Consider the following 12247-nt stretch of genomic DNA (forward strand, 5'->3'; position numbering starts at 1 on the left):
CGATTTACTCCTCGCTGTCCTCTTCGTCGTCCGAGAACAGGTCCAGACGACTCACGAACAAGCCCTCCTTGCCCTCGCGCGCGGTAATGACCACGCGAGCGATGGCGAGCGAAATCTCGTAGAGCGAGAGCAGGGCGCCATACATGAGGCCCAGCGTAACGGGCGAGCCGTCGGGCGTAATCACAGCCGAGCCCACAAGCAGACCAACGTATACGTAACGCCAGGCACTGCGGAAGGCCGCATAGGACACGATATGGAAGACGGACAGATAAAAGATAATGAGCGGCAGCTCAAACGCCACACCAAAGCCGATCATAAAGAGCAGCTCCATGTTGACGTAGTTCTCCAGATCGGGCAGCGCCGTGGCGACGGCCGAGGTCTCGCCGATGAGCCACTCAAAGCCTGCAGGGATGATGATGAAGTAGCAAAAGATTGCGCCCAGGAAGAACAGCACCGTCGAGGCGAGCACCGTAGGCACGACCCACTTGCGCTCGTTAGGGCGAAGCGCCGGCAGGAAAAATGCCAGAATCTGCCAGATGATCATGGGCGTGCACATGACCACGGCCATCTTGATGGCCAGCGAGAAGCGCAGGCCAAAGCCGCCGAGCGTGGTGGTGATGTAGAACTTACCGTCCGGCACAAAGGAGCGGATGGGGTCTTCCAGGATGTCGAGCACCACGGGCGTGGCGAAATACAGCACGATGGCGGCGGCAAACACCGACACGACCACGATGGTCAGGCGGCGACGGAGCTCGCCCAGGTGATCGAAGAGCGGCATGCGCGCAGGTCCGATAGGCATTACTCATCGCCTCCCTTCGGGGCATCGGCGGTGGCAGCCTCGGCAACGGCCTCGTCCTCGGCCTCGAGCTCGCGAGCGAGCTGGTCGACGACGGCCTTGCGCTTGCGGGGACGACGGGCGTAGAGGTCAGCCGTCGTGGGCTCTGCCGGCTCGGGCTCGGACTCCGGCTCTGCAGCAGGCTCGGGCTCGACGACAGACTCGGCGGCAGCGGCAGGCTCGGCGCCCTCGGCCTCGGACTCCTCAGCAGCACCCTCGACCTCGGCGGCAGCCTCGCTCGCGGCCTTCTCGGCGGCAAGGCGGGCACGGCGCTCGGCAAAGGTCTCCTTCTTTGCGGGCGCAGCCGTCTCGACGGCATCCTCGTCTGCATCGGAATCGTCATCGACGGCAGTCTTCTTGGGCTTGACCGGTGCCGAAGCGGCCTCACTTACCGGATCGATAATCTCGGACTGAACAACGGCCGTCATCTTTTCCTGCGTCTCGCGGAACTGACGGATGGCACGGCCGATCGTGCGGCCCATCTGTGGGAGCTTATCCGGGCCAAACAGCAAAAAGCCGAAGACCACGATGATCGCGAGCTCACCCTCTCCAATACCAAACACACATACCTCCAAGGCTCGATGTGAGTCGAGCCCGCACCGCGCCATTCGGCCGGAACTCGTCTATTCATTCGGTCAAGTATAGCGCCCGGACGCCAAAACGTCCGAGCGCATCACAAACATATGCCAAACGGCACGCCCTTTTGGGGGCAAAGATTATGCAGCGGTGATCGAAATCTCCTGGTCGACACCCAACAGCTGGACCACGCGCATCACGGGGGGCTGCACATTGGTGCAGCTAAAGCGCTTGCTGTGGTCGGCCGCGTGGTGCGCGGCGCCCACGAGCACGCCAATGCCCGTCGAATCGATGTAGCTCACCTGGGCAAAATCGAGCTCAACGGCCTCGGTGGGCTGCTCGAGCGCCAGGTCGATGGCATTGCGCAGGCTATCGGCGTTAGAGATATCGATCTCGCCGGTTACCTTAATGGTGTAGAGCTCTGGCGTGGGGTTGGTGGAAATACCCAAATCCATGTATACGCTCCTTTACGTATCGAAAGTGCGGATAGTACGGGAAGCCGCGCGTTAGGCGCGCTCGGAACGCGCAAGCTCGGCAGCGACGAGCTTGACGGCCAGCACCAGCACATCGAGCGCGGCCTCCAGGTCCTCGACCGTGGGATAGCTCGGCGCGATGCGGATGTTGGTGTCGCGCGGGTCCTTGCCATAGGGCCAGGTAGCACCGGCCGGCGTGAGCTTGACGCCTAGGTCGGCGCAAAGCGCGGCGACCTTCTGGGCCGATCCCTCGGGACCATCGAAGCTTACAAAGTAGCCGCCGCGGGGATGCGTCCAGGTGGCGCAGCCCGTGCCGCCCAGGCCCTCGGTGAGCTTGCGCTCAACGGCCTCAAAGCGCGGGCGCAAGAACTCGGCATGCTTTTTCATGTGCTCCTTGACCGCCTCGATGGTGGGAAGGAAACGCACGTGGCGCAGTTGGTTGAGCTTATCGGCGCTGATGAGGCCGGCCTTCAGGCGCTTGGAGAACTCCGCGATAACCGCGGGGCTCGCACCGATAAAGCCGATACCGGCACCCGGGAAAGTGATCTTGGACGTCGAGGCGAATGCCACCACGCGGTCCTCGGTGCCCGCCGTGCGGGCAATATCGAAGATGTTGGCGAGCTCGTCGGTCTCGTCGTACAGGTCGTGCACGCAGTAGGCGTTGTCCCAGAAGATGCGGAAATCGGGTGCGGCCGTAGGCATCTCAATCAGGCGGCGCACAGTGTCCTCGCTAAAGGTGATGCCCGTGGGGTTGGAATACTTGGGCACGCACCAGATGCCCTTGATGGAATCGTCGGCGGCGACGAGGCGCTCGACCTCGTCCATGTCGGGGCCGTTGTCGGTCATCGCGACGGGAACGTTCTCGATACCCAGATCGGCGGTGATGCCAAAGTGGCGGTCGTAGCCGGGAACCGGGCACAGGAACTTGACCTTCTTGCCGTCGTGCGCTGCCTCGTAAGCCTCCCAAGGATCGCTACCACACGAGCCGCAACGCCAGAACATACCGGCGATATCGTGCTCGATCAGCAAGCTCGACGAGCCCAGCACGAGCGTCTGCTCGGCGGGGCAACCCAGGAACTCCCCCGCTAGCTTGCGTGCCGAGGGAATGCCCTCAAAGCAGCCGTAGTTGGAGCAGTCGACGTTGCCATCGTGCAGATCGGCGTCGGCGTTGAGGATATCGAGCATGGGGCGCGAGATGTCCACCTGGGCGGGCGACGGCTTGCCGCGGGCCATGTCGAGCGCCAGGCCCTTGGCCTTGACCTCGGCGACCTCGGCTTTGAGCGCCTCGATGGCGGCATCGAGTTCGGTGGTTTCCATCTTCTGGTAGATCGTCTGCATGGGTGCGACCTTTCACGAAGCGGTACGTTGCAATTCTTCTAAGTATAGACCGCCACCGTCGCAACGTTATGAAGCCGTGATAGATTAAGTCCATCGCAATAAATTACGAATCGCCGCGCATGCCGGCGTGGGGCGCCCAAGGAGGCACTATGGAGTACGGATCGTTCCAAGCCGAGGAATTCGGCGACCTGCAGCGCCTGGTCGACGGACTGTTTTACGACCGCCACGCCATCGACCGCCTAGATTTGATCGTACAGGCCGAGATCTTGGACCTGGCGCCCGATCTCATGGAAATCGTCAACTTGCTGCCGCCCGGCTACTACGACCGACAGTCACTTTGCGACCAGCTCAACTCTGCCCTAGCCGCCCACGGCTGGGGCGCCGTCTACGGAACGGTGGAATAGCCCTAGTCATTGCGGACGTTCTTAAACGACTAGGTTAACGCCGATGTTTTGGCAGCGTCAGCGAAAACGACCCTAAGCGAGCAAGGTGACGTGAAATGAAAGGGCGCTGACCTTCTGGTCGCGCCCTTGAAATTAAACGTCAGATTGCCGCTTAGGGTCGCTTGCAGCGTCGAGCAGTTGCGCGGTTTGGTAAAACCGCGCAACAAAAGGGCCTGTGGTCAAAAAAGAGCAAAAATGAGTACTGTTACCTTTTTAGTAGCAGCGATTTTTGGTCAAAATCGACAACCTCGAGCCCGAAACTCCTTATTCACCGTCAACCGGCGCTAAATTGAAAGCCGATGACCGCTTATTAACGTACAGTATTTACGGTTTTGTCCATTATTTTTTGCTCGCAAAATGAAACGCCGTTTGTGACAGTACTCACAAACGGCGTTTTTTGACCACAGGGGTATTCAACGAATGGCAGACATTGCTCTAAGCCACATTTTGCACGCGCTCGAGACATTACCAACCAAGCTTTAGCGCCCCTACTCGTCCTTGGGCGCGGGATGTTTGCAGACCACGCTCATGTAGATCATGCCGAGCACGGCGGCAGTGACCGAACCGGCGAGAATAGCGGCCTTGGCGGCCAGGACCTCAAACTCAGCCGTCGGGAAGGCAAGGCCGCTGATGAGAATCGACATGGTAAAGCCGATGCCGCCCAGAATGCCCACACCGGCAATCATGTGCCAGTTGACATTGCGCGGCAGCTCGCAAGCCTTAAGCTTGACTAGGGCAAACGTCATGCCAAAGATGCCGATCGGCTTGCCCAGCAACATGCCAAAGTACACGCCGAGCGTCACCGGGTCGGTGAGTAGCGTGCTCATGTCCACGCCCACCAGGCGAACCTGCGCGTTCACGAACGCAAAGATCGGCAGAATCACAAAGTTGACCGGCGTGGAGATCAGACGCTCCATGCGAATGAGCGGCGGGGTCACGCGGTGCATGACACGCTCGACCTTGGTGGTCGAGACGGTAAAGTCATGCTGGCCCAGGATGTGTGCCTCGTCATCGTAGCGGTCATCGAGCAGCGGCAGGCACTCGCCCAACCAATCGGTGAGGCTATCGAGCTTGACGCCGCACTTGGCCGGGATGGTAAAGGCCAAGATGACGCCGGCGAGCGTAGCGTGCACGCCGCTCTTGAACATGCAGAACCACAGCAGCAGGCCCAGCACCGAGTACGGGGCAAGGCGGTAATGCTGCGTCTTGTTGAGCCACACGAGCGCGCAGGTCACAAGCGCGGCGGCGCCCAACCAAAACGGATTGGGGCTCTGACCGTAGAAGATGGCGATGGCGGCGATGGAAATGAGGTCGTCGGCGATGGCGAGCGTCGAGAAGAACACGCGCACGCCGTTGGGCACGCGATTGCCCAAAAGCGACAGCACGCCCAGCGCAAAGGCAATATCGGTTGCCATGGGAATGGCCCAGCCGTTGTGCGCGCCGGCATGGTTAAAGATCAGATAGATGCAGGCGGGAACGACGACGCCGCCCACGGCCGCCAGCATGGGAAGCATGGCCTGGCGCGGGTTTTTGAGCTCGCCAACTGTCATCTCGTACTTGAGCTCAATGCCCACCAACAAAAAGAAAATCGCCATGAGGAAGTCGTTGACGAAAAGCTCAACGGTGAGGCCAGCCGTCAAATGCCCCAGACCCACATACAGCGGGGTCTCCAAAAAGTGATGGATGGCCTCATAGGCATCGGTATTGGCGCAAATGACGGCGGCGATGGCGGCGAAGACCATGACGGCGGCGGAAATCGTGCCGTTCTCGGCGATGCGCTCCCAGATGTCGTGACGCTCAAAGCGCTTGCGCTCACGAACGTTGAACAGCTGCTCAGTTGCTGCCATGGGCGGCTCCTTTCACGGGAAAGCTCCCGTCTTAAAAAAGCACGGCCCGCCCAAGTGGCGGCGCCGCGCTCTAACGTATTACGCTTGCATCTAGCCTACCCTGCACGACAAGCACGCAGGCGTGGCCGAAAAGCGGAACCACAGGTTGAACATTATTTGCTCAACGGCACGGGCACGCCTGTCCAAGAGACGACGCGGCGCATGCACAAAAAACGACCGGAGCGCGGGGCGTCCGCGATCCGGTCGTGGCGTTTGGTCAACTAAACCTAGCAGGCGGCCATGATGGGGGCAGCGACCTGCTTCTTACGGGAGAGGACGCCCGGCATCCAGACGCCGTCGTGCTCGTCGGCAATGCCCAGGCCCTTCTGAGCAGCCTCGGTCTCGCCCTCGAGCAGGACCTGCGAGCCCTCCTCCATGATGTCGGTGATGCACAGGACAATGCCGTCGGCACCCTTCTCGGCGGCGTAGGCGCGCATGGCCTCGCGGATCTCGTCAATCATGCCAAGCGCACGGCTCTTGTCGACGGTCTCGTACTGGCCGATGAGCAGCTTCTTGCCGGCGGGCTCGAACATCTTGATGTCGTTGCCGACCATCTCGGCAGCGGTGAAGGAGCCGGACGGGCGGGTAAGGAAGACCTCCATGCCAAACTTGACCGGGTCGACGCCCACCTGCTCGCCGAGCTTGGCGGCGACGGCGCGGTCGACATCGGTGGTGGTGGGGCTCTTGAGCATGAGCGTGTCGGTCATCATGGCCGAAAGCAGCAGCTTGGCCTGGACGTCGGAAAGCTCAACGCCGAGCACGCCGGCGAGCTTGGTGACGATGGTGCAGCTGGAGCCCCAGGGCAGGCAGATGTAGTGCAGCGGGCCGGCGGTCTCGAAGTCGCCGATGCGGTGATGGTCGACAACACCAAAGACCGTGGCGTCCTTAAGGCCGGCGACGGACTGGGCGGACTCGTTGTGGTCGGTGAGGACGACGAGCTGACCGGCCTCGACGGACTCGATCACGCGGGGCTCGGCAATGCCGGCATCGGCGAGCAGCTTGGCGGACTCGGCCGGAAGCTGGCCCAGAGCGCAAGCCTCGTAGGTGTTGCCGGCATACTCAACCTGGTTAAGCAGCTGGGACAGGACGACGGCGCTCATGATGGCGTCGTTATCGGGGTTCTGGTGACCAAAGACAAGAACGTTTGCCATGGATATCCTCCACTTGATATGTGTACTTGGACGTAGCTATGGTAGCACGCTAACGCCGAACCCTAGACGATGGAAGGGCCGCGACGCAATTTGGGGCAAGCGTTGGGGGAAGTCTGTCCCCCTTGCACCATGTTGGCGCAAAGTAACCTGTCCCCCTTGCACCAGCTATTTGCCGGCGGCGCGCAGGGCTACGTAGGCGGCACCGATGATGCCGGCGTCGTTGCCGAGCGAGGCGACCTCGATAGGCGTCTCGCGCGAGGCGGAAAGCGCATAGTGCTGGAAGTGCTCGCGAACCGCATCGAGGTAGACATCGGCCGAGGCAGAGGCACCGCCGCCGATCAGGAACATCTCGGGGTCGACCACGTTGGCGATAAGCGCCAGAGCACGACCGAGATAATCGGCCATGGTATCGGCCGCGGCCAGCGCGAGCTTGTCACCCTCGCGGCAGGCCTGGAACACGTCCTTGGAATCGGAGGGGCCGGTGAGCTCGATGGGCTCGACGCCCGCCTTCTTGCACTCGGCAAGGTAGTTGCTCACCACACCGGTAGCGCTGGAATACTGCTCCAGGTGGCCATGGCCGCCACAGCCGCAGGTGCGCTCCTCGTCGGGATTCAGGCACATGTGGCCAATCTCGCCGCCGGCGCCCACAACGCCCGACACCACGTCGCCGTTGACGATGACGCCGCCGCCCACGCCGGTACCGATGGTGACCATCACCACGTTCTGTACGCCCTTGGCAGAGCCGAGCCAGGCCTCGCCCATGGCAGCGGCGTTGGCATCGTTCTCGTACTTAACGACCGCGTCGGGGCAGTGCTCCTGAATGGCGATCCTAAGCTCGGGCAGGTTAATGGCAATGTTGGCCTTGACCTTAGCATCGCCCGAAGCCGGGATGGGGCACGGAACAGCCAGGCCAATGCCCGCCACAAAGGCGCGCGGAATCTGCGCCTTGGCGACCACCTGGTCGATCGCCTCGGTCACCGCGGCAAAGCCCGCAGCATCAACGATGGGAGGCGTGGGCACGCTGGCCTTGGCAAGCAGGTTGCCGTCCTCATCGAACAGGCCCTCCTTAACCGAAGTGCCGCCGACGTCGATGCCGATGTAGTACTGCTTAGGTTCCATGGGAGCCACCTTTCTCGTTTAAACATTGCCTGTATGGTACCGCTCCCAAGACAAAAACCTGCCAAAAAGGGACAGGTTTGTTTTGGCAGGTTTTATCTGGGAAAACACGAAGGCCCGCCCAACAGGTCGCGCAGGCCTTCGCCAAATACAAAGGCGCCGGGAGACGGAAAACTCCCAGCGCCCGTGAAAGGGACTGAATTGTCTGGTGAACCGCACACTCCGTCGCGGCGATAACGCCGACTAGGCCTTAAGCGCCTGCAGCAGCTTGTGGACCTCGATGAGCTCCGTGGCCATGACGCGCATGGTCTCGGTGCCGGCCATCTGGTCCTCGGCATGCAGCAGAATCAGCGGGGCTTCGCCGTTACGCTCGCCGTTGGCCTCCTTTTTGAGGAGCCCCATATGGACATCGTGGCCACCGTTGTAAGCCTCGTCGCCCTGCTTGATAAGTTCCTCAGCGGCGTCAAAATCGCCCTCCTTGGCCTTTTGCACGGCATTGATATACATGCTCTTGGCGGTGCCGACGTAGCTGATGATCTCGAAGCAGGTCATCTGCAGCTCATTCATATCCTCCATGTGCTGCACCTAGCCCATCACACTGACGCAGTGGTCGATGATGCCGGCGGCGTTCATGCGGCCGTAATCGACCATGTTGATGACCTCGACCGGGAAACGACCGGCGGCCTCCTTCTCAAAATCGCCCTTGGTGTAGCCAATCTGCGGACCGAGCAGCAGGATGTCGCACTCGTCCAGGTGATCGTGAGCCTCGTTCATGGGACGAGCCTCGACCTCGATGTCCAGACCGCGGTTCGCGACCTCGGCCTGCATCTTCTGGACCAGCAGACTCGTGGACATGCCGGCATTGCAGCAAAGCATGATCTTCTTCATGGTTTCCTCCTTATAACTGCGCGGCGCGCAGACGACAACTGGTTTTATTCCTTGCGGCTATTGTGCCCATCCCCTGCGTCTTCACACAAGAGGAGAGCCGCGGGCATCGGCACCGCGTACCGGTGCCCGCAACGGTGGAAGGGAGAACGACGTTTAAGCGTTCTGCTCGGCAAGAGCCTCCTGCTTAGCGATAGCCTTCTCGGAGATCCTCATAAAGGGCAGGTAGACAGCCATGCCGATGACAAGCTCGAGCGCCTGCCACACGCCAGCGCGCCAGTCAAAGCCCGTAGCAAGCAGAGCGTTGATGACGGGAGGCATGGTCCAAGGCACCTGGGCAATGCAAGGGCTGATGATGCCCGCGCAGGTCAGAGCATAGGTGGCGCCGATGAACAGGTCGGGGAGAAGCACGAACGGAATCATGAGCGGCAGGTTGTACACGACGGGGTAACCGTAGATGACCGGCTCGTTGATGTTGAACAGACCAGGAACGATAGCCATCTTGGCAACGGTCTTGGAAGCCTTGTTCTTGGAGAACAGGAAGGTGTCGAGCAGGAGCATGAGGGTGCAGCCCGAGCCGCCGATGAGGGCGAAGCTGTTGACGATCTGCATATTCATGTAGTGGTCGGGCTGGATGGTACCGCCGGCGGCAAAAGTAGCCATGTTGTCGACGATGAGCATGGTCAGGATCGGCTCGACGGTAGCGCCAGAGATGGTGGACTGGTGAATACCGACGCAGAACAGCAGGTTCGCAAGGGTGTAGATGAGGATAACAGCCCACGGGCCGGCGTTCATGATGCTCTTGAGCGGGTTGGAGATGCACGTGGAGATGATGGTGCACAGATCGGTGCCGGCAAACACGGCGAGCAGCGCTGCGGCAACTGCGAAGATCGAGAGGTTGAGCAGCATCGGGATCATGACGTTAAAGGAGTTGGAGACCGCGGGGGGCACACCCTCGCCCAGCTTTACTTTAAGCTTTTCGACGCCGGAAATCTTGATGAAGAGCGTGACGGAGAGCAGGGCGATGATAATAGCCGCGAACAGACCGTTGGTACCGGTGTTGGCAGTCGAAAGGGCGCCCGTGACCTCGGCAGAGGTGATCTTGTCGGTGAGCAGCGGGCTCGTGGCGGCAAGCGTGGCGGTGATCTGCTGCGGCATCATGATAACGAAAGCGGAGATGGCGACGACCACGCAGGCAAGCGGGTTATCGAAGCGCTCGTTCTTAGCGAGGCTGTAGCCGATCAATCCGGCCAAGATAATGGCAGAGACGTTGAGGGTGCCCAGCGTAATTGCCGAGCCCCAGGTCTGAAGGTTGGCAAGGCCCGCTGCATCGAGCGGGAACAGAGGGAACACGACGTTGTTAATAAGAACCGCGATACCCGCAAGGATATAGAGCGGCGTGATGGTTGCGAAGGCATCGCGCAGGGAACGCAGGTGAACCTGGTTTCCCACCTTCGCAGAGACCTCGGCAAATTTGTCGAGGAAGCTCTTTCCGTTTTCACTGGCCATGATTGCTCCTAACTATCAAATCCGGCCTTTTCCTATGCGCACGGTGGTCTGTCGCCCTTTGCCACCAGATGTGCCATGTTTTGCGCGCGGCGGCGCGCGGTCTGGGCGTTCGCCTGGTCGCTAGTCAACCACGTGGGTCGTTGCGACCTGCTTGAGCCAAGCTGCCGACTTCTTAAGGCGGCGCTTGTAGCCGTCCATAAGGTCGACCTCGACAAAGCCGTAACGGTTCTTAAAGGCATTAGCCCAAGACCAGTTATCGATGACGGCCCAATAATGGTATCCGCGGCATTTGGCGCCCTCGGCGATTGCCTTGGCAACCCACTCCAGGTGCTGGCGCACAAAGTCGACGCGGTAATCGTCCTGAATGGTGCCCTCGGCGTCACGGTTCTTGTGTTCGTCCATGATGCCGATACCGTTCTCGGACACAAACCACTCAAGATCGGGGTAATTCTTAGCGCAGTCCATGCCAAAGTCGTAGAGACCCTGCGGGTAGATCTCCCAGCCGCGGCTCTCGTTCATAACGGCGTCGGGCCATACGTACTCGTCGGCAAAGTGCGGCAGGCCGTACTGGTCGACCTTGCTCGCCGGCGCCTGAACACGCGTGGGGTGGTAGTAGTTGCAGCCTAGCCAGTCGACAACACCCTGCTTGAGGATCTCTTGGTCGCCGGCGCGGAACGGGAGCTTAACGCCGCCCTCGGCCAGGCTGTCGAGCACGTCGGCAGGAAGCTCGCCCTTGGTGATGAGGTCGAGCCACCAGCGGTTGTTGATGCCGCTGGTCATGCGCACGGCCTCGAGGTCCGCCTCGCTGGGGTTCTCCTTGGTGTAGACCGGGGTAAAGCAGTTGATCATGCCGATCTTGGCATCGGCGCGAATAGCGCCCTCGTCATAGGCGCGACGATAGTTGGCCACGGCCAGCGCGTGCGCCAGCGAGATGTGATACTGCACGGTGCGGGCGCGGTTGAAGTCGTGGAGCTGCGGGAACCACACGCCCTCCTGATAGCGCTGCTCGGGCTCGACGATGGGCTCGTTAAAGGTGAACCAGTACTTAATCTCCTGGCCAAACTCGTGGAAGGCGACGTCGGCGTAATGTGCGTAAGCCTCGACAACCTCACGGCTCTCCCAGCCGCCACGGTTAAAGAGGTAGGTGGGCATGTCAAAGTGGTACAAGTTGACAAACGGCTCCAGGCCGGCCTCGCGAGAGGCGCGGAACAGCTCGTGATACCACGCAGCGCCCTCCTCGTTAAGGTTGCCGTCGGCATCGAGCAGACGGCTCCACTGGATGGAAGTGCGATAGGTATTCAGGCCCAAGTCCTTCAAAATGCGAAAGTCTTCCTGGTACTTGGCCATAAAGTCATTGCCGGCATAAGAGCCAACGCAGTTGTAGAACGAGCCCAGATCCTGGATGGACCAGGTGTCCCACAGGTTCTCGAGCTTGCCGCCCTGGTTCCACTGACCCTCAGTCTGCGGGCCGGACATAGCAGCGCCAAAGAAGAAGTCGTTGGGCAGCTGATACTGTGCCATCAAAGTCCTCGCTTTCGTGTTCTAGAGCTTCCGGTTGGAGACGGGTTTGCTTTGGCAGGCAATCCGGCGCGGGCGCGCACCGGTCATATCGATATCCAACCCACCAAAACAAAACCGTCCCCAAACAGTACAAGCAAACGCCAATGCATCTCGCTTGTTGTCCATAACTATAGCGCTCTAATTTTCTATGTAAAGCGTCTTTTTAACTTTTCTTTATCGAACTTCTTTCATGAAAGCCATATGGATGCTTTTTAAGTAGGTATACTTTCTTAATATTCAACGCAAATATGAAGGGAGGATTGCATGATTCCCAAATACGAGGCGATAGCTGCAGATATCCGTCGAAGCATCGAGGACGGCGCCCTTAAGCCGGGCGATAAGTTGCCCACCGGGGGGTGCGGACAGAAAGTTGGACCGTGAAGCGGTCCGGACTGGAGGTTCGCATGTACAGCAGGGAGAAGGTCGAGCTCTTCCTCCTGGCGACGGAGGACGGCATGGGGCCGACCGCCGCCGC

The 12247-nt window shown here is 60.4% G+C and carries 12 protein-coding genes; 1 reads left to right on the top strand and 11 read right to left on the bottom strand.

Going from position 1 to position 12247, the window contains the following annotated elements:
* Nucleotides 1-4 precede the first annotated feature (4 nt).
* The 4 genes from tatC to NBH09_RS05230 all read right to left on the bottom strand — a co-directional run bounded on the left by tatC (nucleotide 5) and on the right by NBH09_RS05230 (nucleotide 3222).
* Complete coding sequence (gene tatC, locus NBH09_RS05215) at nucleotides 5-799, bottom strand: twin-arginine translocase subunit TatC (protein ID WP_250787271.1); 795 nt, start codon at nucleotides 797-799, stop codon at nucleotides 5-7.
* Nucleotides 799-1398 carry a twin-arginine translocase TatA/TatE family subunit gene (locus NBH09_RS05220; protein WP_250787272.1) on the bottom strand — a complete coding sequence of 200 codons (600 nt, stop codon included), beginning with the start codon at nucleotides 1396-1398 and terminating at the stop codon, nucleotides 799-801. The genes tatC and NBH09_RS05220 overlap by 1 nt, the downstream gene beginning before the upstream one ends.
* Nucleotides 1399-1551: 153 nt before the next feature.
* Nucleotides 1552-1866: an STAS domain-containing protein gene (locus tag NBH09_RS05225; protein ID WP_055285529.1), complete on the bottom strand. Its 315-nt coding sequence runs from the start codon at nucleotides 1864-1866 to the stop codon at nucleotides 1552-1554.
* 51 nt (nucleotides 1867-1917) lie between these two features.
* The gene (locus NBH09_RS05230; RefSeq protein WP_250787273.1) at nucleotides 1918-3222 is read right to left on the bottom strand and encodes an aspartate aminotransferase type Ic; all 1305 of its coding nucleotides are present in this window, start codon (nucleotides 3220-3222) and stop codon (nucleotides 1918-1920) included.
* A 149-nt stretch (nucleotides 3223-3371) separates the two neighbouring features.
* Between NBH09_RS05230 and NBH09_RS05235 the strand changes: the two genes are divergently transcribed.
* Nucleotides 3372-3626: a hypothetical protein gene (locus NBH09_RS05235; RefSeq protein ID WP_022093864.1), complete on the top strand. Its 255-nt coding sequence runs from the start codon at nucleotides 3372-3374 to the stop codon at nucleotides 3624-3626.
* Between the two features lie 527 nt (nucleotides 3627-4153).
* On the opposite strand, the gene nhaA is transcribed toward NBH09_RS05235, so the two are convergent.
* From nhaA to NBH09_RS05270, 7 genes are all read right to left on the bottom strand, one after another.
* Nucleotides 4154-5512, bottom strand: a complete 1359-nt coding sequence (nhaA, locus tag NBH09_RS05240) for a Na+/H+ antiporter NhaA (RefSeq protein ID WP_250787274.1) — start codon at nucleotides 5510-5512, stop codon at nucleotides 4154-4156.
* Nucleotides 5513-5778: 266 nt separating this feature from the next.
* Complete coding sequence (locus tag NBH09_RS05245) at nucleotides 5779-6702, bottom strand: manganese-dependent inorganic pyrophosphatase (protein ID WP_006235927.1); 924 nt, start codon at nucleotides 6700-6702, stop codon at nucleotides 5779-5781.
* A gap of 165 nt (nucleotides 6703-6867) precedes the next feature.
* Nucleotides 6868-7821: an ROK family protein gene (locus NBH09_RS05250; RefSeq protein WP_117794134.1), complete on the bottom strand. Its 954-nt coding sequence runs from the start codon at nucleotides 7819-7821 to the stop codon at nucleotides 6868-6870.
* Nucleotides 7822-8061: 240 nt separating this feature from the next.
* Nucleotides 8062-8394 (bottom strand): PTS sugar transporter subunit IIA, encoded by a 333-nt coding sequence (locus NBH09_RS05255; RefSeq protein WP_199412282.1) that lies wholly within the window; start codon nucleotides 8392-8394, stop codon nucleotides 8062-8064.
* A gap of 9 nt (nucleotides 8395-8403) precedes the next feature.
* Complete coding sequence (locus NBH09_RS05260) at nucleotides 8404-8706, bottom strand: PTS sugar transporter subunit IIB (protein ID WP_055251257.1); 303 nt, start codon at nucleotides 8704-8706, stop codon at nucleotides 8404-8406.
* Between the two features lie 153 nt (nucleotides 8707-8859).
* Entirely contained in the window at nucleotides 8860-10212 is a 1353-nt protein-coding gene (locus tag NBH09_RS05265; protein WP_117794135.1) for a PTS sugar transporter subunit IIC, read from the bottom strand.
* Nucleotides 10213-10332: 120 nt separating this feature from the next.
* Complete coding sequence (locus NBH09_RS05270; protein ID WP_250787275.1) at nucleotides 10333-11733, bottom strand: glycoside hydrolase family 1 protein; 1401 nt, start codon at nucleotides 11731-11733, stop codon at nucleotides 10333-10335.
* Nucleotides 11734-12247: the final 514 nt, after the last annotated feature.

This window comes from Collinsella sp. BG-O-102 (assembly GCF_023656745.1).
Lineage (GTDB): Bacteria > Actinomycetota > Coriobacteriia > Coriobacteriales > Coriobacteriaceae > Collinsella.